This window comes from Leisingera sp. ANG49 (genome assembly GCF_059694505.1).
Window position 1 is genome coordinate 73231 of the sequence record NZ_JCATZN010000004.1, and the last position, 21479, is coordinate 94709.

The 21479-nt window shown below is 62.5% G+C and carries 21 protein-coding genes; 14 read left to right on the forward strand and 7 right to left on the reverse strand.

Annotated features, from left to right (window positions below; translation table 11 throughout):
- Positions 1–6 precede the first annotated feature (6 nt).
- Complete coding sequence (gene mutM / locus AC58NV_RS14200) at positions 7–858, reverse strand: bifunctional DNA-formamidopyrimidine glycosylase/DNA-(apurinic or apyrimidinic site) lyase (protein WP_497227711.1); 852 nt, start codon at positions 856–858, stop codon at positions 7–9.
- An 86-nt stretch (positions 859–944) separates the two neighbouring features.
- Between mutM and ubiE the strand changes: the two genes are divergently transcribed.
- The 5 genes from ubiE (at position 945) to AC58NV_RS14225 (ending at position 8565) form a co-directional block, all read left to right on the forward strand.
- Positions 945–1697 carry a bifunctional demethylmenaquinone methyltransferase/2-methoxy-6-polyprenyl-1,4-benzoquinol methylase UbiE gene (gene ubiE, locus AC58NV_RS14205; RefSeq protein WP_497227712.1) on the forward strand — a complete coding sequence of 251 codons (753 nt, stop codon included), beginning with the start codon at positions 945–947 and terminating at the stop codon, positions 1695–1697.
- Between the two features lie 3 nt (positions 1698–1700).
- Complete coding sequence (ubiB, locus tag AC58NV_RS14210) at positions 1701–3230, forward strand: 2-polyprenylphenol 6-hydroxylase (protein WP_366660115.1); 1530 nt, start codon at positions 1701–1703, stop codon at positions 3228–3230.
- A gap of 320 nt (positions 3231–3550) precedes the next feature.
- A complete protein-coding gene (locus AC58NV_RS14215) occupies positions 3551–3940 on the forward strand; it encodes a response regulator (protein ID WP_366660117.1) in 390 nt (129 codons plus the stop codon).
- Between the two features lie 99 nt (positions 3941–4039).
- Positions 4040–7315, forward strand: coding sequence for a chemotaxis protein CheB (locus AC58NV_RS14220; RefSeq protein ID WP_497227713.1), 3276 nt, complete (start codon positions 4040–4042; stop codon positions 7313–7315).
- Between the two features lie 122 nt (positions 7316–7437).
- A complete protein-coding gene (locus AC58NV_RS14225) occupies positions 7438–8565 on the forward strand; it encodes a sensor histidine kinase (protein ID WP_497227714.1) in 1128 nt (375 codons plus the stop codon).
- 13 nt (positions 8566–8578) lie between these two features.
- On the opposite strand, the gene AC58NV_RS14230 is transcribed toward AC58NV_RS14225, so the two are convergent.
- Both AC58NV_RS14230 and AC58NV_RS14235 read right to left on the reverse strand, forming a co-directional pair.
- Positions 8579–8965 carry a response regulator gene (locus AC58NV_RS14230; RefSeq protein ID WP_497227715.1) on the reverse strand — a complete coding sequence of 129 codons (387 nt, stop codon included), beginning with the start codon at positions 8963–8965 and terminating at the stop codon, positions 8579–8581.
- Positions 8966–9177: 212 nt separating this feature from the next.
- Entirely contained in the window at positions 9178–10353 is a 1176-nt protein-coding gene (locus AC58NV_RS14235; protein WP_497227716.1) for an acetyl-CoA C-acyltransferase family protein, read from the reverse strand.
- A gap of 198 nt (positions 10354–10551) precedes the next feature.
- On the opposite strand from AC58NV_RS14235, the gene AC58NV_RS14240 reads away from it, so the two are divergent.
- Both AC58NV_RS14240 and AC58NV_RS14245 read left to right on the forward strand, forming a co-directional pair.
- Positions 10552–11118 (forward strand): helix-turn-helix domain-containing protein, encoded by a 567-nt coding sequence (locus AC58NV_RS14240; RefSeq protein WP_497227717.1) that lies wholly within the window; start codon positions 10552–10554, stop codon positions 11116–11118.
- Positions 11119–11363: 245 nt separating this feature from the next.
- Positions 11364–11570 carry a cold-shock protein gene (locus AC58NV_RS14245; protein ID WP_039184356.1) on the forward strand — a complete coding sequence of 69 codons (207 nt, stop codon included), beginning with the start codon at positions 11364–11366 and terminating at the stop codon, positions 11568–11570.
- 64 nt (positions 11571–11634) lie between these two features.
- Here the strand turns inward: AC58NV_RS14245 and AC58NV_RS14250 are convergent, their stop codons facing one another.
- Positions 11635–12036 (reverse strand): VOC family protein, encoded by a 402-nt coding sequence (locus AC58NV_RS14250; RefSeq protein WP_497227718.1) that lies wholly within the window; start codon positions 12034–12036, stop codon positions 11635–11637.
- Between the two features lie 161 nt (positions 12037–12197).
- On the opposite strand from AC58NV_RS14250, the gene AC58NV_RS14255 reads away from it, so the two are divergent.
- Both AC58NV_RS14255 and tdh read left to right on the forward strand, forming a co-directional pair.
- A complete protein-coding gene (locus AC58NV_RS14255; RefSeq protein WP_497227719.1) occupies positions 12198–13382 on the forward strand; it encodes a glycine C-acetyltransferase in 1185 nt (394 codons plus the stop codon).
- A 17-nt stretch (positions 13383–13399) separates the two neighbouring features.
- A complete protein-coding gene (gene tdh, locus AC58NV_RS14260) occupies positions 13400–14428 on the forward strand; it encodes an L-threonine 3-dehydrogenase (protein ID WP_497228149.1) in 1029 nt (342 codons plus the stop codon).
- A gap of 134 nt (positions 14429–14562) precedes the next feature.
- Here the strand turns inward: tdh and AC58NV_RS14265 are convergent, their stop codons facing one another.
- A complete protein-coding gene (locus AC58NV_RS14265) occupies positions 14563–15291 on the reverse strand; it encodes a metallophosphoesterase family protein (protein ID WP_497227720.1) in 729 nt (242 codons plus the stop codon).
- A gap of 155 nt (positions 15292–15446) precedes the next feature.
- On the opposite strand from AC58NV_RS14265, the gene AC58NV_RS14270 reads away from it, so the two are divergent.
- Positions 15447–15926, forward strand: coding sequence for a hypothetical protein (locus AC58NV_RS14270; RefSeq protein WP_497227721.1), 480 nt, complete (start codon positions 15447–15449; stop codon positions 15924–15926).
- On the opposite strand, the gene serA is transcribed toward AC58NV_RS14270, so the two are convergent.
- Positions 15898–17493 carry a phosphoglycerate dehydrogenase gene (gene serA / locus AC58NV_RS14275; RefSeq protein ID WP_497227722.1) on the reverse strand — a complete coding sequence of 532 codons (1596 nt, stop codon included), beginning with the start codon at positions 17491–17493 and terminating at the stop codon, positions 15898–15900. The two genes, AC58NV_RS14270 and serA, sit on opposite strands and share 29 nt — an antisense overlap.
- A gap of 63 nt (positions 17494–17556) precedes the next feature.
- Positions 17557–18711: a phosphoserine transaminase gene (locus AC58NV_RS14280; RefSeq protein WP_497227723.1), complete on the reverse strand. Its 1155-nt coding sequence runs from the start codon at positions 18709–18711 to the stop codon at positions 17557–17559.
- A 280-nt stretch (positions 18712–18991) separates the two neighbouring features.
- On the opposite strand from AC58NV_RS14280, the gene serB reads away from it, so the two are divergent.
- From serB to AC58NV_RS14300, 4 genes are all read left to right on the forward strand, one after another.
- On the forward strand, positions 18992–19867 hold the full coding sequence (gene serB / locus AC58NV_RS14285) for a phosphoserine phosphatase SerB (protein ID WP_497227724.1): 876 nt from the start codon (positions 18992–18994) through the stop codon (positions 19865–19867).
- Positions 19868–19874: 7 nt separating this feature from the next.
- Complete coding sequence (locus tag AC58NV_RS14290; RefSeq protein ID WP_497227725.1) at positions 19875–20633, forward strand: TSUP family transporter; 759 nt, start codon at positions 19875–19877, stop codon at positions 20631–20633.
- A 63-nt stretch (positions 20634–20696) separates the two neighbouring features.
- Positions 20697–21017 (forward strand): ArsR/SmtB family transcription factor, encoded by a 321-nt coding sequence (locus AC58NV_RS14295; protein WP_497227726.1) that lies wholly within the window; start codon positions 20697–20699, stop codon positions 21015–21017.
- Positions 21014–21451: an SRPBCC family protein gene (locus AC58NV_RS14300; protein ID WP_497227727.1), complete on the forward strand. Its 438-nt coding sequence runs from the start codon at positions 21014–21016 to the stop codon at positions 21449–21451. Before AC58NV_RS14295 ends, AC58NV_RS14300 begins: the two co-directional genes overlap by 4 nt.
- The last annotated feature ends 28 nt before the right edge of the window (positions 21452–21479 follow it).

The window sequence follows — 21479 nt, forward strand, 5'->3', positions numbered from 1 at the left end:
ATCAAGCTATCTTTGGCACTTTACACAGTAGAAGGTGGAGCGCCCCGACTGGGTGATTCTGGCAATTGACCCCGCGCAACCCTCGCGGCGGCAGGGTTCTCCCTCGCGTCCGTATGCATCAAAACTGTGTTGAAAATATCCAAGTTCACCAGAGGCTTGCCTGAAATCCTTGAGCGACGAGCCGCCCGCGCGGATGGCATCTTGCAGCACCTCGCGGATGATCGGCACCAGCGCCGCCACCCGATGCGCGGCAATCTGCCCGGCCTTGCGGCGTGGCGAAATTCCCGCACGGAACAGCGCTTCGCAGACGTAGATGTTACCGAGGCCCGCGATGATTCCCTGATCCAGTAATGCCGATTTCACCGGCGTGTTGCGCCCCTTGAAGGCAGCCACCAGATGATCCTCGTGGAAATCATTGCCCAGCGGTTCCGGCCCCAACACCGATAGCAGCTTGTGGCTTTCGGCGGTGGCAGTCGCAAACAGATCCATCGCCCCGAACCGGCGCGGATCGTTGAAAGTGATGCGGGCGCCATTGTCCATGTCCAAGACCACATGGTCATGCTTCTCCGCTTTTGGGTGCTCATGCACGAACTGCCCCAGCGGATCGCCCGACACCGTCATCCGCCCGGACATGCCGAGGTGAATGAGCAGGGTCTCATCTGTATCGAGATCGGCCAGAATGTATTTCGACCGCCGCCTGAGGGCATTGACCCGCGCGCCTGTCAGCCGCTCGGCCATCCGCTCCGGAAACGGCCAGCGCAGATCCGGGCGGTTCACTGCCGCCTTTGTGATCACCGCCCCCTCCATCGCAGGCGCCAAACCGCGTTTCACCGTCTCGACCTCGGGCAATTCTGGCATTACACCCCTCCTGAACCAACGGGCCGCATTGTGCCTGCCCCACAGCGCCTTATAACAAGGGCCAAACTCAGCAAACGGCAAGTGGCATGAGCAACAACAGCGACAACACCACCCATTTCGGGTTCGAAACCGTCCGCGAAGAGGAAAAGGCCGGCCGTGTGCAGGGGGTCTTCAACTCGGTCGCCTCGAAATACGACATCATGAACGATGTGATGAGCGTCGGCATCCACCGGGTCTGGAAGGACGCGATGATGGACTGGCTGGCGCCGCGCCCGGGCCAGCGGCTGCTGGATGTGGCCGGCGGCACCGGCGACATCTCTTTCCGCTTCCTGAAACGCGCAGGCCATGGCCATTCCACCGTGCTGGACCTCACCCGTCCGATGCTGGAGGAAGGCCGCAAGCGCGCCGAGGCCGAACAGATGGCCGACAGCCTCGACTGGGTCACCGGCGACGCGATGAAGCTGCCGTTCAAGGACAACACCTTCGACGTCTACACCATCTCCTTCGGCATCCGGAACGTGACCCGCCCGCAAGAAGCGCTGAACGAGGCCTACCGGGTGCTGCGCCCCGGCGGGCGGCTGATGGTGCTGGAATTCTCGCAGCTGCCGAATGACGGGCTGCAGAAGCTGTATGACCTCTATTCCTTCAATGTGATCCCGCGGATGGGGCAGATGATTGCCGGCGATTACGACAGCTACCAGTACCTGGTGGAATCGATCCGCAACTTCCCGGACCAGGAGACCTTCCTGGGCATGGTCAAGCAGGCAGGGTTCGATAATGCGAAATACCGCAACCTGTCGATGGGCATCGCCTGCCTGCATTCCGGCTGGAAGATCTGAGCCATGCGCGGCCCCCATAATATCCTGCGCCTGATCCGAACAGGCGCCACTTTCGAGCGCACCGGCGCCATGCATTCGGTGCTGGAGGCGTTCGAGGCGCCCAAGCCCCTGCGCATGCTGGCCCGAACCCTGGGCTGGCCGTTCAAATGGCTGGGCTACAAGGGCGACCCCGCGATGCCGCCGGAAACCCGCGCGCTGAACGCGCTGGGGCCTGCCTATATCAAATTCGGCCAGGTGCTTTCGACCCGCCCGGACGTGGTGGGCAAGGATCTTGCCAACCAGCTGCGCGTGCTGCAGGACAAGCTGCCGCCGTTCTCCCGCGCCGCAGCGCTGGCCGAAGTGGAAAAGGAACTTGGCCGCCCGGTCTCCGAGATCTTCTCGGACTTCAGCGACCCGATCGCCGCCGCCTCTATTGCCCAAGTGCACCGGGCGACGCTGGCGGAAACCGGCGAAGAAGTGGCCGTCAAGGTGCTGCGCCCCGGCATCGAGCGCGCCTTCAACAAGGACGTCGACGCCTTCTATTTTGCGGCCCGCATCGTCGACCTGTTCGCCCCCGGCGCCCGCCGCCTGAAGCCGATGGATGTGATCGAGCATTTCGACGGCGTGGTGCAGGGGGAGCTGGACCTGCGGCTGGAAAGTGCTGCTGCCTCGGAGTTTGCCGCCAACACGGCCAAGGACGAAGGCTTCCAGCTGCCGGAAATCCGCTGGGCCTATTCCGCCCGCCGGGTGATGACAATGGGCTGGGCCGACGGCATTCCGCTGGGCGACAATGACGCGCTGGATGCAGCCGGGCACGACCGCAAGCTGCTGGCCAACCGGGTGCTGTCGCTGTTCCTGCGCCACGCGCTGCGCGACGGTTTCTTCCATGCCGACATGCACCAGGGCAACCTCAAGGTCGCCGCCAGCGGCGATATCATTGCCTATGATTTCGGCATCATGGGCCATATCGACGAATACACCCGCCGGGTCTATGCCGAGATCCTCTACGGCTTCATCAAACGCGACTACAAACGCGTGGCCGAGGTGCATTTCGAGGCCGGTTACGTGCCCGCCAACCGCGACGTCGATGAATTTGCCCGGGCCCTGCGTGCGGTGGGTGAGCCGATTTTCGGCATGGATGCTTCGCAGATTTCGATGGGCCGCCTTCTGAATTACCTGTTCGAAGTGACAGAACGCTTCGGGATGGAAACCCGTACTGAGCTGATCCTGCTGCAGCGCACCATGGTGGTGGTCGAGGGCGTTGCCCGCTCGCTGGATCCGCGGATCAATATCTGGGAAGCCGCCCGTCCGGTGGTCGAGGATTACATCAAGAAGTCCATCGGCCCCCGCGCTGTTGTCACTGACCTGCTGGACACCGCCAAGGTGATGGCGCGCTTTGGCCCGCGCCTGCCCGCGCTGGTGGAACAGGCGCTGATCGCCCAGGCCGCGCAAAACGGCGCGCGGCCGCGCGGCAACAGGGGCTGGCTGGCCCCTGCGGTTCTGGGTGCGGCCGGCGCCACCGGTGTCTTTGCAGTCATCGCCTTGCTGGCTTGAGAAAACACAAGCGTTTTCGGGTAATGCCCCGCATCCGGAGGAAGTGAGCTGGATCTGACACACCGCATCCTGCAACGCCGGCCAGCCCGCGCAGAGCGCGGTGCTTTCTGCAAATATCGCGCCTAAGGTGTGTTATGCGCACGTCAGACACGTTGACCGCAAGTGGAAACACCAGCATGATGGCAGCGGAGCCTCGAACAGGAAACCCGCTGAAATATCTGATTTTGCTGAATCATTGCGGGGGCATTCCGGCAACCGCCAACACCATGCCGTGACCGGGTACCTGTCATAGGCCACCGCCGCAACAACGGAACCTGCTGATGAACAACCCGCGGAAAGTCCTGCTTGTCGAAAATGACGAATTCACCCGGTACATGATGCGTGAGATCATCGTGGCGCTTGGCGTTGAGGTTGGTATCGCCGAAGACGGTCAAGCCGGGATCGACATGCTCAGCAGCGCGCCAAACGAATACGGGCTGGTTTTGATGGATCTGCACATGCCGCGGATTTCAGGAATGGAAGCGGCGCGGCAAATCCGCGAAGCTCCGATGGATCCCCCCAGCAGCGTGCCGATTATCGCGGTAACGGCGGATGTCGCCTATCACAATGACGCAGTCGTCAAGGAACTGGGCATGAACGGGTTTGCCCCCAAACCGGTAACGCCGGGCCGGCTGCTGCAGCTGATCGACAGATTTTGCGCTGCCGCATAGACCGCACACACCCGGTGAAGGCAACGCCTTGTTCCTGCATCATATTTCATGAGCACATTGCAATACGGTTAAAGACGAATGGAAGACATGGACCAGAAAATGAGCGCCACCCGACCCTCTGCTTCAGCCGAAAAAGATGGCATGCAGGCCGGCGCTGAAGGAAACGGTCTTCATGTCGTCGGCATCGCCGCCTCCGCCGGCGGCCTGGAGGCGCTCTCGAATCTGGCGCAGAACCTCCCGCCCTCGGCCAACGCAATTTATGTGATTGCGCAGCATATGTCGCCCACCCACAAGAGCGTGCTGACATCGCTGATCGCCCGCGAAACAAAGCTGCCGGTTCTGGAACTCGGGCGCGAAACCCAGCCGGAGGCCGGCACTATCTATGTAACGCCACCGGATACCGACGTGGTGCTGGAAAGCGGCGTTTTGCGCCTGCGCAACCCTGCCGGCCACCCTGCTTCCCCCAAACCGTCAGCCGACCGCCTGTTCAAAAGCATTGCCGAAGAGTGCGGCGAACGCTGCGTGGGCATCGTTCTGTCCGGAACCGGCAGCGATGGCAGCTATGGCGTGCAGGCCATCCGCGAATGCGGCGGTATCACCATTGCCCAGGACCCGGCCTCAGCAAAATACGACGGCATGCCGGCCTCCGCAATTGAAACCGGCTGCGTCGACCTCACGATGACCCCGGAGCAGATCGGCCAGCACTTCGAAAAGATCCTGACCCGCCCGCGCGATCTGGCACTGCTGAAGCCCGACACAGATGAGCCCAGCAAGCTGAGCGAGCTGTTTGCCATCCTGATGGCCCGAACCCAGGTGGATTTTGCCAATTACAAGGAAAACACCATCAACCGCCGGGTTGCCCGCCGGATGAACGCGCTGGGCATCGAGAGCTACGAGAACTATGTCGACTACTGCCGGTCAAACCTGGACGAGGTCGACGCGCTGCACCGGGATCTGCTGATCTCCGTTACCCGTTTCTTCCGCGACCCGGAGCAATTCCGCAAACTGAACGACCAGCTCGAAAAGCAGCTCGCGAACCGCGGCCCCGGCCCGATCCGGGTTTGGGTGGCCGGCTGCGCCACTGGCGAGGAAGCCTATTCCATTGCCATCCTGATCGCAGAATTCCTTGGCGGTCTCCATGCGCTGACCAAGAGCAACGTGCAGATTTTCGCCACCGACATCGACCAGAACGCCATCGAGGTCGCGCGCAAGGGCATTTACCCGGCCTCTGCGGTCCAGGATATTCCAGCCAGTTACTTGAAGGAATATTTCATCCTCAGTGAAAACGACATTTCGGTCCGCCAGGAGCTGCGCAATGTCACGCTGTTCTCGCGGCACAATGTTTTCCAGGACCCGCCCTTCATCAACATCGATCTCATCACAATCCGCAACGTGCTGATCTACTTCAATCTGGCACTGCAGGAACGCGTGCTGACCCGGCTGCACTACTCCCTGTCCGCAGGCGGGCTGCTGTTTTTGGGTACTTCGGAAACCGTTGGCGAAATGGGCATCTATTTCGAGGCTCGCCAGGGCACAGACAAGATCTTTGGAAAACGCCGCGGAATTTCCAGGGAACTGACGATTTCCCCCACGTCAACAGGCGGCGCTTACATGCGGTCGCTGGAAATGCGCAAGTCAGCAACGCAGTCCGCAGCAGAACAGTCGGATCAGGTCAGCCTGTCTCTGGCCCGGGCAGTAGCGCCTAATGGGCTGATCTGCACCCGCAATGGCGACATCATCGAAGTGCTGGGCGATATCAGCGTCTATAGCGAGATTCGGGCCGGCATGTCGACATCGCTGAACGTCAAAATGCTGATTGACCCGCTGCGCAGCGAAGCCTCAAGCCTGATCGCCGTCGCCATACGCAAGGAAGAGCGCCGCGACGGGCGATGGCACAACCTGTCTCTGCCCACCGGCAATCGCATTCAGCTGCAGGCCTTCCCGTTCTTCAGCCACAAAGGCGGCGAGCTGCATTGCCTGCTTGCTATCAATTCCAAGTTCGAGGAGCACAAAGAGCTCAACTTCGAAGATATCTCGGATCGCGATCAGCGCGAATATGTTGAACGCATGGAACTGGAGGTCCGAACCACCCAAGAGACGCTGCAGCAAACCATCGAGGAATTGCAGACGGCCAACGAGGAACTGCAGTCCACCAATGAGGAATTGCAGTCAAACAACGAAGAATTCCAGGCCACCAATGAGGAGCTGGAAACCTCTCATGAAGAACTGCAATCCACCAACGAAGAGCTGCTGACCGTCAACGAGGAATTGCAGATCAGCTCAGCCGAGCGCCAAGCGCTGGCTTCCGAGCTGGAAGCGATGCTGGCATCCTCCCCCTATGCGGTGGCGCTGGCCGACCAGGCGCTCATCATCCGGCGGCTGTCGCGCGTCGCGCAGGAAGTGTTCGGCATCGGCGAGCTGCCCCCGACCGGCCTTCACCTCAGCCAGTGCCACCTGCCTCCCGGCTTCCCGGCCCTGGCCCCAATCGCCAATACCGTGCTGCGGCTGCAGGAAACCCGGCGCATTCCGGTCCTGTCCGGAAGCGATTACTATACCCTGATACTGTCGCCGGTTCTGGACCAGCATCAGAAACTGATCGGCATCTCCATCACCGTAACCCGGTTCGACAACGAGCCTTTCAGTGATGTCCTGAGGCTGGTGAGCAAAGTCACCAATGTCGGGTTCTGGACCCAGAACCTGCAAACAGATCAGGCTTATCTTTCTCCTGAAACCCACGCCATTCTCGGCATCGAGGACAGCGAAACCGGCCTCGACCTGGATCAGCTGCTGGCACGTGCCCACCCGGAGGACCGCTCGGTCCTGCGATCCCGGCTGGACGGCCTCTTCGAAGCCGGCGGTTCCTTTGAATTCGAAGCCCGCTTTTTCAGCGACGCCGGCAACACGCTCAACATCGCCGGGAGCCTGATGGTATTTCAGGATTCCCATGGCGAGAACATGCAGCTGATCGGTGTGTGCTGGGACAAGGCCAAATTCGACGAACGGGACCTGATGCTGGGGTGCAGCGCAGCGGTTCAGAACCATCTTTCCGTCGGCACTTTCTCTTTCGATGTGAGGAACAATGTGCCGATCTGGAACAAACCAATGTTTGAGCTGCTGGGGTATGCCCAGGGCGTCGACGTGCCGTCGGTGGAAATGCTGCTGGAGCGTGTCCATCCCGAGGACCGGGATTTTGCCAAGGACGGTTTGCAGGATGTGCTGACGATAGGCCAGCCCTTCCACTACACGCTGCGGCTGCTGGGCAAAGATGGCAGATACAACCGGGGTGAGCTGTTTGCCCAGGCCCGACAGGACAAGGCGGGCCGCACAACCCATGTCTTCGGCGGCCTGCAACTCTACCGGAGCGGTCCGGAGTAGCGTACGCATGTTTGCCAGCAACAGCGTTTTTGGGTTCGGCGCGCGGATCAAGCACTGGCTGCTGGCTCGCACACCCGGCGGCCTACCCGCTGGCTCCAAGCAGGTACACTCTGGTGGTCCCTTTGAAGCCTGAAGGAAACGGCCTGGACACAGAGCTCCTTGGGCGCGCCTATCTGGCAGCTCCCTATGCGTCCTTCATCCTCGACTGGAACGGCCGCATTCAGGTCTGCAATCGTAGGGCTGAACGCAGCTTTGCACCAGGCAGCGGCCCGCTGCACGGAACCTGCATCAGCGGCCTGACCTTGCTGGAGCCTGAACGTGTGATCGCGCGGCTCCGGCAAGGGACGGCACAGGGCACCACGGCCTTGCCCATGAGCGCCAGCATGCGATCATCGGTGGCACAGGAAACCGAATTCCGCGTCTCGCTGCTGAAATCTGATACCAAGGGCGAACGGCTGATCCTGCTGACACATGACCAGCTGCGGGTCACAGCGGATGCACTCCGGCACATGAACGAGCTGCGCAGCAGGCTGCGCGGCGAATTGCGCAACGCCAAGGATGCCAATCTGAAGCTGCAGGAAACTCTGCTTACGATGGAGGCCTTTGCCCAGGCTGCCTCTCATGACCTGCGCACGCCGCTCAGCACTCTTACCGGCGCCCTGCATTATTTCTCTGAACACTACGCTGCCGGGTTGCCGGATACGGCCCGGCAATTCCTGCAGCACATGTCCCGGGCCACCAGCCAGATGGACCGGCTGACAACGGAATTGCTGGAGCATTCGGTATCGACGTCCGCGAAGATCAATATTCAGGAAATATCTGCTCAGGACGCCGTTTCAGAGGTCTGCGAAAGCCAGGCCCAGGACCTGCAGGCCTGCGGCGGCAAGGTCAAAATTAGCGGCGAAGATTTCAGATTGCATGCGGACCCAACCCTGCTGCACCTCGTCCTGAGCAATCTCCTGTCCAACGCGATCAAATACCGGCACCCCGCGCGGCCGCTGAAAATCGCCATCAGATTGGCGGGCGCAGGGCAGGATCAATGGGAGCTTTCAGTGTCTGACAATGGAACCGGGTTCGACCAGGAAGACCGGCTTCTGATACTTCAGCCCTTTCACCGTGCACACCGTGAAATCGAGGGCAATGGCATCGGGCTGTCGACCTGCGCCGAGATTTGCCGCCGCCATAACTGGCAGCTCAAAGCTGATGCGGAGCCTGGGAAAGGGGCTGTGTTTACCATTTCCTTCGGCTAAAGAGCTGCTTGGCTTAGCTTGCTGCCGCAGCGATACTCTGTCCGCTCACATAGTCGACCATGCTCACAAGGTCAGGCAGGTTGACCGGCTTGTGCAGCACCCAGCGGATATTGCGGCTCAGGCCAAAAAGCTCCCCGCCGGTAAACAGGCGGCTGCCGGTGATATAGACCACCGGGATATCCGGGCGCATAAGGGCGGCATAATCGGCCACTGGCAAGGACATTTCTTCTCCGATTTTCAGATCAAGGATCAGAATGGCGGTTTCAATATCGGAGAGCGCAGAAATCGCCTCAGAACAGCTGGCTACCGCGGTGACATCATAACCGGCGTCCTGCAAGGCCATTTGGAACGTGAAACGGACACCCTGGTCATCTTCCAGAAGCAGGATTTTCGCTGGCATAGCCCCCCCTTACCAACCCTAAAAACGTCCACTTCAGCGCAATTCCGGCACGAAACAGTTAATAACTGGCGATTCTTGCCATTTGAAAATTTCTACTTTAAATTGAATGATATGTATATGAAAGAAGCATAAAACGCCCGTAAAAGCCGGTTCATCCAAAGGTTCCGGCGGGACACGGGGCTCCGCATTTCGGGGCCCCGCACCGCTTTCCGTCACATCCGTTCTATCGCCAGCGCGATGCCCTGGCCGCCGCCGATGCACATGGTGATCAGCCCCTTGGACCCTCCGGTACGCTCCAGCTCATATAGCGTTTTCAAGGTGATAATGGCACCGGTTGCCCCCACCGGATGGCCCAGCGCAATTGCTCCGCCATTGGGGTTCACCTTGGCGGGGTCAAACCCAAGCTCCTTGTTCACCGCCAGCGCCTGCGAGGCAAAAGCCTCGTTCGACTCGATCACATCGAAATCCCCGGCAGACAGGCCGGTCTTCTCCAAAAGGTTGCGCACCGCAGGCACCGGGCCGATGCCCATCACCTCAGGCCGCACCCCGGCATGGGCATAGCCCAGTATCCGGGCCTTGGGCTTCAGCCCGGCCTTCTCTGCCGCAGCCGCCGTGGCCAGCACCATGGCAGCGGCGCCGTCGTTGATTCCGCTGGCATTTCCGGCAGTTACCCGGCCATCCTTCTGGAACACCGCCCTCAGCCCGGCCAGCGCCTCCGGGGTGGTGGGTTTGGGGTGCTCGTCGACTTCGAACGGCACCATGTCGCGTTTCACCTTCACCTCAACCGGGGTGATCTGGGACTTGAAATGGCCCGCCTCGATTGCCGCCGCGGCGCGGGTCTGGCTGGTGAGGGCAAACTCGTCCATCTGCTCGCGGGTGATGCCATGCTCATCAGCGACATTCTCGGCTGTCACCCCCATATGGCCGGTGCCGAACGGGCAGTTCAGCGCGCCCAGCATCATGTCGAGCGATTTCACATCGCCCATCTTGGCGCCCCAGCGGCTCTGCTGGAGGATGTAGGGGCTGCGCGACATGTTCTCGGTGCCGCCGGCCAGCGCAAATTCCGCATCGCCCAGGGCAAGCGATTGATAAGCGGAGACAATCGCCTGCACGCCGGAGCCGCACAGCCGGTTCACGTTCATCGCCGGCACCACGTCCGGGACGCCTGCCTGCATCGCCGCAACCCGGCTCAGGTACATGTCACGGGGTTCGGTGTTGATGATGTGGCCGAACACCACATGGCCGATTTGGCCACCCTCCACCCCGGAGCGTTCCAGCGCCGCCTTGGACACGGTGGCGGCCAGGTCGATCGGCGCGGTATTTGCCAGCGCGCCGCCAAAGGTGCCGATGGCGGTGCGGGCGCCGTCCAGGATCACGATGTCTGTCATTGGTCTTTCTCCTCAACTCCTGCGTTGGCGCCATTATGCGCCCGCAGCATGGACCTGTCTGCCGGGACGTGCCGTCATGGAAACGCGGCGTCACTCCCCGTGCACCCCTTGTACACCCCCTGTGCACCGCCGCGGCGCAGCATCCGCATTTTGCCGGATCAATTGACAAATGCCGCCCATCGGCGCAGAGAATCCGTCATGACGGAAAACACAGACGATATCCTGACCCTGCTGCCCGCCCGCCTGAAGGAGGCCCGCCGCGCCCAGGGTCTGAGCCTGGAGGCGGTGGCAAACCTGTCGGGCGTCAGCCGCTCGATGGTGAGCCAGATCGAACGCGGCGAAAGCTCCCCCACCATTGCGACGCTGTGGAACCTCACGCGCGCCTTGCAGGTGGATTTTGCGGGCCTGCTGGAGGCGGGCGATATGCAGGACCGGATCGAGGTGCTGCGCGCCGCCGATGTGCCCAAGATCGAGAACATGGGCCAGGGCTGCCGCATCCGCATCCTGTCGCCGCCGGAAGAGGCCGGCGGGCATGAGGTCTATGACATCCGGTTCGACCAGGGCGGCGCGCTGATCAGCCAGCCCCACACCCGCGGCGCGATGGAGCAGCTGACGGTGCTGGAGGGCGAGATCGCTGTGGCGTCCGGCAACGCCAAGGACCAGCTGCAGGCCGGCGACACCGCGCGCTATGCCGCTGATGTCGCCCATTCGATCACTGCGCCGGAGGGGCCTGCACGGGTGTTTCTGATTGTGAAGAACGCGTAGTCCAAACCCGTCCCATCGGCGCCAGTAGTACCTACTGGCAATTTTCGGCAGAAAATCCCCGCCCTTACCCTTTTATGCACATTCCCCTTGAACGACTCGGGGGTCCGGCCCATATGTGGTCCGCTAACGTTATTCTTGTCGATCCACTGTCTCCCGTTCCGCGGCGTTATCAGTCTCTCGATCCAGACCGACTACGCCAGGCTGCCGCACTTCCGCGGGCAGCAAACACACAGGAGACTACGGATATGGCCACCGGCACCGTAAAATGGTTCAACACCACCAAAGGCTACGGCTTCATCGCGCCCGAGGGCGGCAGCAAGGATGTGTTCGTGCACATTTCCGCTGTTGAGCGTTCCGGCCTGACCGGCCTCGCCGACAACCAGAAAGTCACCTTCGACATCGAGCCCGGCCGTGACGGCCGCGAGTCGGCGGTGAACCTGGAACTGGCATAAGCCAGACAGCTTTGCTGATTGGAAGCGCGGTCCCCGGAAGGGGGCCGCGTTTTCTTTTGGGCCGTCAGCCCTTGTTCTTCTCATCCCAGAGCTTCGGCTCCCAAAGCTCCACCTTGTTGCCGTCGGGATCCATGACCCAGGCGAAGCGGCCGTTTTCATGGGTCTCAGGCCCTTGCAGAATCTGGATGCCTGCCCCTGTCAGCCGGGCAATCATGCCGTCCATGTCATCGACCCGGTAGTTGATCATGAAGCCGGAGGTGCTGGGGGCAAACCAGGTGCCGTCCGGATCCGCAGTGCCCCAGACGGTGAGGCCGCCGTCCTCTGCCGTGTCCTCCTGCCAGTTCAGAACGGCGCCGCCGAAGTCCGTGAGCTCCAGCCCGAGGAGGTCGCGGTACCAGGCGGCCAGCGCCTTGGCGTCGCCGCGCGCCTTGATGAATACACCGCCAATTCCTGTGACCCTGGCCATCCCAAGCCCTCCCTGTTCCCCGGGCAGATAGCCCGGTTTGGCGGGAATTCACCAGCCGCGTCCAGTTTCACGGATTTTTTTCCGCAATCCTGAAATCCTGTATTTCGGAAACGCATCCGCTATGATAGACACGCGACTCGAGACACCAAAGGAGCTTGCGCATGTCCACTGCTTTTCTGACCGACATCTCCAACACACTGGCCCAGATCGAGGCCGAGGGGCTGTACAAGCGCGAGCGAATGATCACCTCCCCGCAGGGGGGCGAGATCACAGTTGGCGGCCGGGAGGTGATCAACCTGTGCGCCAACAACTATCTGGGTCTGGCCGACCACCCCGCCCTGATCAAGGCTGCCAAGGACGCGATGGATCCGAAAGGGTTCGGCATGGCCTCTGTCCGGTTCATCTGCGGCACCCAGGACATTCACCGGGAGCTGGAGCAGCGGCTGGCGAAGTTCCTCGGCAAGGATGATGCAATCCTGTTCGCGGCCTGTTTCGACGCCAACGGCGGGCTGTTCGAGCCGCTCTTGGGGCCGGAGGATGCGATCATCTCAGACGGCCTGAACCATGCCTCGATCATCGACGGCATCCGGCTGTGCAAGGCGAAGCGCTACCGCTACCTGAACAGCGACATGAACGACCTGGAGGCCTGGCTGAAACAGGCGCGAGAGGACGGGGCGCGGCATATCATGATCGCCACTGACGGCGTGTTCTCGATGGATGGCTACCTGGCGAAGCTGCCGGAGATCCGGGCGCTGGCGGACAAATACGATGCCATCGTGATGGTGGATGACTGCCACGCCACCGGCTTTATGGGCGCGACGGGCGCCGGCACGCCGGAGCATTTCGGGGTGGACGTGGATATCCTGACGGGAACTTTGGGCAAAGCACTTGGGGGGGCCATCGGCGGTTATATCGCCGGGCCGCAGCCAGTGATCGACCTGCTGCGGCAGCGGGCGCGGCCCTATTTGTTCTCCAATTCGCTGCCGCCATCGATTGTTGCTGCCGGGCTGGAGGCGATCCGGCTGGTTGAAGAAGGGGACGGCCTGCGGGCGCAGCTGTTCGAGAATGCGAAATACTGGCGGGCGGGGCTGGAAAAGCTAGGTTTTGACTTGCTGCCGGGTGAGCATCCGATCATCCCGGTGATGCTGGGCGAGGCGCAGCTGGCGCAGGACATGGCGGCGCGGCTGTTCGACGAAGGTGTCTATGTCTCCGGCTTCTTCTTCCCCGTCGTGCCGCGCGGCCAGGCGCGGATCCGCACCCAGATGAATGCGGCGCTGACGCAGGAGGAGCTGGACCGGGCGCTGGCGGCGTTCGGCAAGGTGGGCAAGGAACTAGGGGTGATCTGATGAGCCGACCAAACACGATGAAGGCGCTGGAAAAGAGCCATCCGCAGGAAGGCCTGTGGATGGTGCAGGCGCCGGTGCCGGAGATCGGCCCCAACGAGGTGCTGATCAAGGTCAGGAAGACCGGCATCTGCGGCACCGACATCCATATCTGGAACTGGGACGAATGGGCGTCGCACACCGTGCCGGTGCCGATGATCACCGGCCATGAGTTCGCGGGCGAGATCGTCGAGACCGGCCGCAATGTGGAGGATCTGTCGGTGGGGCAGCGCTGCTCCGGCGAGGGTCATCTGATCCGGACGGATTCGCGCCAGTCCCGGGCCGGCAAGTTCCACCTGGACCCCGGCACCCGCGGCATCGGGGTGAATGAGCAGGGCGCATTCGCCCAGTACCTGAAACTGCCGGCCTTCAACGTGGTGCCGCTGCCGGATGATATCCCGGATGAAATCGGCGCCATTCTGGATCCGCTGGGCAATGCGGTGCACACCGCGCTGAGCTTTGACCTGTTGGGGGAGGATGTGCTGATCACCGGCGCAGGCCCGATCGGCATCATGGCGGCGGCGGTGGCGAAACATGCCGGCGCCCGGCATGTGGTGATCACCGACATCAATGCGGACCGCCTGAAGCTGGCGGCGCATGTGGTGCCGGCGGTGCGCGCGGTGAACGTTGCCCAGGAGGACCTGCAGGACGTGGTGCGGGAACTGGGCCTGAAACAGGGGTTTGACGTCGGGCTGGAGATGTCCGGCAGCCAGGCGGCCCTCGATCAGATGGTGGAGGCGCTGGTGATGGGCGGCAAGATTGCCCTGTTGGGCATTCCGCCGGGCAAATCCCCGGTCGACTGGTCGCGCATCGTTTTCAAGGCAATCACCATCAAGGGGGTCTACGGGCGCGAGATGTTCGAGACCTGGTACAAGATGATCGCGATGCTGCAGAACGGGCTGGATGTGAGCCGGGTGATCACCCACCGCTTCGGCGTCGATGACTTCGCCGAAGGCTTTGCGGCGATGAAATCAGGTTCCAGCGGCAAGGTGGTGCTGGACTGGACGTGATGACGGGTTGAGGGGACTTTGCCCCCTCGCGCCTGCCGGCTGGGCTTCGCCCGTTCGGGTCTGAAATGATCCCTCGGATCATTTCCGGGACGACCCTCACCCCCAGAGTTTTTCAGGAAAAATGAATAGGCGGATCAGGGTTTCAGCGGCACCCTACCCGCTTCCGTCAGCAGCCAGCAGTCGCGGCCCTCGAACACCGCGGCCGTGAGCGGGCGGCCGTAGCCGGCGCCGCTGTCGAGGTTGATGCGGTTGACCCGGTGCTCGGCCTGCCTGCCCGGGGTGTGGCCATGCACCACCAGCCAGGGATGGGCGCGTTCGTCGTTCAGGAACTCCTGGCGGATCCAGATCAGGTCGTCCTCGCTTTGGCTCTCCAGCGGCAGGCCGGGGCGGATGCCTGCGTGGGCAAAAAGCAGATCGCCCTCCTGATGATAGGGTTTGAGGCCTGCCAGGAAATCGAGATGCGCCTGCGGGATTGCGGCGCGGGCGCGGGCGTGGGTCTGGTAGATGCGGTCGCCGTCTTCCACCTCCACCCCGTAGGACTGCAAGGTCTCGATACCGCCGATCCGCTCATGCAGCCAGTGGTAGCCGACAAGCAGCCGGGAATCGTTGCGCGGGTAGTCCTCGAGGAACATCGAGAACATGCGGTCGTGATTGCCCTTGAGGCAGATCCAGTTGCGGCCCGCTGCCTGGCCCTGCACCAGCCGCTCGATCACGCCGCGGCTGTCAGGGCCGCGGTCGGTGTAATCGCCGAGAAAGACGATGCGGGCGCCCTCGCCGCCGTCAGCCTCGACCCGGGCCAGCGCCTCCTCCAGCATCTCCAGCTGGCCGTGAATATCGCCGATGGCGTAGAGGGGGGCGGTCATGGCGGCTCCTTGCTGCGGGCTGTGGCGGATTGATGGCGCATTGCGGCGGCAGGCTCAACCCCGGGAAAACGCGGCAGGTGGCTGGCAATCCGGCACCGGCGCCGCATTTTACTGGGCATGCCTCATGCAGGCAGTCAGCGCCGGGAGGGTAGGTCATGGAAGGAATTGCGCGGTGGTTCATGCTGGCGGCGGTGGTTTCAGCGCTTGGCGGCATGGTCTGGGGTATTCAGATGTCAGCAAGCCAGGACCACCTGCTGTCGCCGGCGCACGGGCATCTCAATCTGATCGGCTGGGTCAGCTGTTCGATCTTTGCGTTTTACTACCACCTGACGCCGGCCGCAGCCGCCGGAGTGCTGCCGCGGCTGCATCTGGGCACGGCGCTGCTGTCCCTTGTTCTGCTGGTGCCGGGTATTCCGCTGGCCATTCAGGACCGCGGTGAGATGCTGGCGCAGGCGGGGTCGGCAGCCGCCTTGCTGTCGATGCTGATTTTTGCCGCGGTCGTTTTGCGGCAGCGGCCGGAAAAGGCGGAATTCAAGGCCGTGTTCAAACCGGGAAAACGCCCCCGCACTGGACTGCAGGGGCGTTCGCTGGGAACCTTCAGATCCCTTAGGCGACGTCGAACGCCAGTGGCTTGATCTGGTTGAACAGGCCGGTTTCCGCCAGTTTGGCGCGTACCTCTGCCGGGACTTCGTCGTCCACATAGAGCAGCGCGATGGCTTCGCCGCCGGCCTCGGACCGGCCCAGGGTGAAGTTGGCAATGTTGACGCCATTGTCGCCCAGGGTGTGGCCCAGGGTGCCGATGATGCCGGGCACATCCTCGTTGGTGGTGTAGAGCATATGGGCGCCGACATCAGCGTCGATGTTGATGCCCTTGATCTGGATGAACCGCGGCTTGCCGTCGGAGAACACGGTGCCCGCCACCGAACGCTCGCGCTTGGAAGTGACGGCGGTCACCTTGATATAGCCGTCAAAGGCGCCGGATTTGTCCTGGCTGGTGGTGGAGATCTGGATGCCGCGCTCCTTGGCGACCACCGGGGCGGAAACCAGGTTCACCTCGGGGTTTGCGCGCTTCATGATGCCTGCGACCACGGCGCAGTTCAGCGCATCCAGGTTCATGCCTGCGGCGACACCGTCATAAAGGATGTTGATCGCCTTGATCGGCTCGTCGGTCATCTGGCCGACGAAGCTGCCGAGGTGGTCGGCCAGCTTGATCCACGGGCCCATGACCTTGGCTTCCTCCGCGGTCACGCTGGGCATGTTGAGCGCGTTTTCAACGGCGCCGGTCAGCAGGTAGTTGGACATCTGCTCGGCCACCTGCAGGGCGACGTTTTCCTGCGCCTCGGTGGTGGCGGCGCCCAGATGCGGGGTGCAGACCACGTTGGGCAGGCCGAACAGGGCGTTTTCCTTGGCCGGTTCAACCGAGAACACGTCGAAGGCGGCGCCTGCCACATGGCCGGAGGTCAGCAGTTCCGCCAGCGCGCCCTCATCCACCAGGCCGCCGCGGGCACAGTTGATGATGCGCACGCCCTTCTTGGTCTTCTCAAGGTTTTCCTTGGAGAGGATGTTGCGGGTCTGGTCGGTCAGCGGCACGTGCAGGGTGATGAAATCAGCGCGGGCCAGCAGTTCATCCAGCTCCACCTTCTCGACACCCATCTTGTCGGCCTTTTCAGTGCTCAAGTAGGGGTCATAGGCCACCACTTTCATCTTGAGGCCGCGGGCGCGGTCGCAGACGATGCCGCCGATATTGCCGGCGCCGATCACGCCCAGGGTCTTGGCGGTCAGTTCGGTGCCCATGAACTTGGACTTTTCCCATTTGCCGGCATGGGTGGAGGCGGAGGCCTCCGGCAGCTGGCGGGCAACCGCGAACATCATTGCAATCGCGTGTTCGGCGGTGGTGATCATGTTGCCGAAGGGCGTGTTCATCACAATGACGCCGCGCTTGGAGGCGGCTTCCTTGTCGATGTTGTCGGTGCCGATGCCCGCGCGGCCGATCACCTTGAGGTTATCGGCGTTCTCCAGGATCTTGTCGGTCACCTTGGTGGCGGAGCGGATGGCGAGGCCGTCGTACTGGCCGATGATTGCCGCCAGTTTTTCCTTGTCCTTGCCCACGTCGGGCAGGAAGTCGACGTCAATGCCGCGGTCGCGGAAGACCTGGACGGCGGCCTCGGACAGCTTGTCGGAGATGAGTACTTTGGGAGCCATGTCTGTGGTCCTTAGAATGTCTGTGCTGGGACGGCGGGCGTTGCCGCCCGCCTTTAAATTTGCTCAGGCCGCTTCGGTCTGCGCGGCGATCCCGGCCTCGAAGGCCCATTTGATCCAGGGCATCAGGGCTGCCACGTCGGCAGCCTCCACCGTGCCGCCGCACCAGATGCGCAGGCCCGGAGGCGCGTCGCGGTAGGCACCGATGTCATAGGCCACGCCTTCAGCTTCCAGGCGCTTGGCGACGGCCTTGGCAAAGGCGGCGCCGTCCTTGATGCGCTCGTCGGTGAACTTGAGGCAGACCGAGGTGTTGGAGCGGTATTCCGGCTGTTCGGCCAGGAACGCGATCCAGGGGTTGTCCTGCACAAAGCTTTGCACTGCGGCCAGGTTCGCGTAGGCGCGCTCACGCAGGCCTTCCATGCCGCCCACTGTGCGGGCCCAGTCCAGCGCCAGCAGGTAGTCCTCCACCGCCAGCATCGAGGGCGTGTTGATGGTGGCGCCCTGGAAGATGCCGTCGATCAGCTTGCCGCCCTTGGTCAGGCGGAAGATCTTGGGCAGCGGCCAGGCGGGGGTGTAGCTTTCCAGCCGCTCCACTGCGCGGGGGCTGAGGATGATCATGCCATGCGCGGCTTCACCGCCCAGCACCTTCTGCCAAGAGAAGGTGGTCACATCCAGCTTGTCCCAGGGCAGGTACTGCGCAAAGGCGGCAGAGGTGGCGTCGCAGATGGTGAGGCCTTCGCGGTCTGCTGCAATCCAGTCGCCGTTCGGGACGCGCACGCCGGAGGTGGTGCCGTTCCAGGTGAAGACGACGTCATTGGCGAAATCGACCGTGGAGAGGTCGACGATCCGGCCGTAGTCGGCGGTTTTGACGTTGGCGTCCAGCTTCAGCTGCTTGACCGCGTCTGTCACCCAGCCGGAGCCGAAGCTTTCCCAGGCCAGCATCTCAACCCCGCGTGCGCCGAGGAGGTTCCACATCGCCATTTCCACCGCGCCGGTGTCGGAGGCGGGCACGATGCCGATTTTGTAATCGGCGGGGATGTTCAGGATTTCCCGGGTGCCTTCGATCGCTGCTTTCAGCTTGTCCTTGCCCACCGCAGCGCGGTGCGAGCGGCCCAGCGGCGCGCCTGCAAGTTTGCTCAGATCAAAGACGGGAGGTTTGGCGCAAGGGCCGGACGAAAAACGCGGATTGGCCGGCCGCGCGGCAGGTTGTTCAATAGCCATAAATGCTACCCTTCCAGATAAGCGCCCCTCGTTGGGGAGGGGTGTCCCGTGATCAGAGCTAGTGTGCTGCAGCGCGGCACGCAACAGATATTTCGAAAAAATGCGGCTGTTCATCTGTTTTTTGCGACATGAATTTCCACCATCGGAAACAGCCGCGCTGAAATGGCGCAAAGGGCCGCTCCTTATGATACCCCCGGGTTTCCGCAGTTTTTTGCTGTCTGGCCGTTCCCGCGGGACGGCGCTATGACATAGGCAAACAGCGCTGGAACGGAGCCTGCCGATGTACACCGCCACCCTGCTTTGCAACCCTGCCCAACCGGTGCTGGAGCCCGCGCTGATCGAATCGCTGCGCAACGCCTGGGGCGGTGATGAGGCGGTGTGGCTGGCGCTGGGAGCAGCGGCCGAGTTTCCGCTGAAGCAAATGCCGGACAACCGCTGGGACGTCTGGGCGGACCTGCAGGGCATGGGCGTGGATCTGGTTATTCAGCCCAGCGCCGGACGCAAGAAGAAGATGCTGCTGGCCGACATGGATTCCACCATGATCCAGCAGGAATGCATCGACGAGCTGGCCGAGGAGGCCGGCGTCGGCGCGCGGGTGAAGGACATCACCGCGCGGGCGATGAACGGCGAGCTGGATTTCGAAGGCGCGCTGACAGAGCGGGTCGGGCTGCTGAAGGGACTGCCGGAAACGGTGATCAGCAAAGTGTTGGAAGAGCGCATCACGCCGATGCCCGGCGGCAAGCAGCTGCTGGCGACGATGAAGGCGGAAGGCGCCTATGCGGCCTTGGTTTCCGGCGGCTTCACGGCGTTTACCGCGCGGGTGGCGGAAGAACTGGGTTTTGACGAGAACCGCGCAAATACGCTGCTGGCCGAGGACGGCAAGCTGACCGGCGAGGCAGGCCGGCCGATCCTGGGGCGGGAGGCCAAGGTGGAGGCGCTGGAGCAGATCAGCGCGCGGCTGGGCATCGCGGAGGCGGATGTGATCGCGGTGGGTGATGGCGCCAATGACCTGGGGATGCTGACGCGCGCGGGCGCAGGTGTGGCGCTGCACGCCAAGCCCTCAGTCGCGGCGGAATGCGATATCCGCATCAACTACGGCGACCTGACCGCGCTCTTGTACATCCAGGGCTACGCCCAGGACGAATTCAAAGGCTGATCACCGCATGCTGGAAGTGGGTTTTGAAGCCCTGCTGCTGTTGCTGGCGGCTGGGTTTGCCGCCGGGTTCATTGACGCAATTGCGGGCGGCGGCGGGCTGGTCACGGTCCCGGTTCTGATGCTCGCCGGCGCCAATCCGGTCACCGCGCTTGCAACAAACAAGGTTCAGGCATTATTCGGCGCCGGCACCGCGGCGGCCACCTATGCGCGCGCCGGGCATGTTGACCTGAAGACACAGACCGGGCCTGCGCTGATTGCCTTTGCGGCGGCAGTTGCGGGCGCGTTTCTGGTGGCCTACCTGCCAACAGAATGGATCCGGGTGATCCTGCCGGTGCTGCTGATCGGGATCGCCATTTTCTTTGCGCTGAAGAAGGGGCTGGATGATCTGGACCGGCACCGCCGCCTGTCCCCTGCCCTGTTCACTGCCCTCATCGTTCCGCTGTGCGGGGCCTATGACGGGCTGCTGGGACCAGGGGCGGGCAGCTTCTACATGCTCGCCTTTGTGTCGCTGGCGGGCTACGGCATCCTGCGCGCAACCGCCCATACCAAGCTGCTGAATTTCGCCTCCAACGCGGGCGGGCTGCTGGCGTTTTCCTTCTTTGCGACTCCCTGGTGGATCACCGGCCTGCTGATGGGCTGCGCCCAGATTGCCGGTGCGCGCGCGGGTGCCGGTCTGGCCAAGAAACAGGGGGCAAAGGTGATCAAGCCGCTGCTGGTGGTGACCTCTGTCTCGCTCGCGGTCAAGCTTCTGTGGGATATGGCGTGAAGGCTGGTCCTGGCCGCCTGTATTTAACATTTCCTTTAATTAACATTCATGCTAATAAAAGGCATGACACCGATTCTGAAGTCCTTTGCCGCGCTGTCGGACGAAACCCGCCTGATGATCGTGGATCAATTGATTGCCGAAGGCGAACTGCCTGCCGGTGATCTGGCCCCAGGTGCGGGTATTTCTGCGCCCGCAGTCTCGCGCCATCTGAAGGTTTTGCGCGAGGCCGGACTGGTAACCCAGCGGGCCGAGGGCACCAAACGCTTGTACTCTGCCCGCCCGGAGGGGCTGCAGATGATCGCTGAATGGACGCAGTCGCGCAAAGCCTTCTGGGAAGGGAGCCTGGACCGGCTGGAAGCGGCGCTGATGGAGGACGAGGCATGAGCGACCTGCAGCTGAAGCGGACATTTCCGGTCAGGCCGGAGAAGCTGTTTGATTGGGTGACAACGCCCGACAAGCTGATGAAATGGTGGGGACCGGAAGGTGTCACCATTCCCGAGCATGACCTCGATCTGAGCCGCACCGGCCCCTGGTATTCGGTCATGCAGAACAGCGACGGCCAGCGGTTCCATGTCTCTGGCCAGGTGACCCACGTGGATGCGCCGAAATCCGTTGGCTTCACCTGGGCCTGGCACGAGGAGGACGGCAGCCGCGGCGCCGAGAGCCATGTGACCTTTACCATCGCAGCCGCCGGGGACGGCGCCCTGCTGCTGGTCGATCACCGCGACCTTGGCGACGACAGCATGGCTGCGCGCCATGAAGAAGGCTGGACCTCGACCCTGCGCAAGCTGGAGGCACAGCTGGGCGCAGCTTCCTGAAACGTATTTCACTGCAACCAAGGGAGAA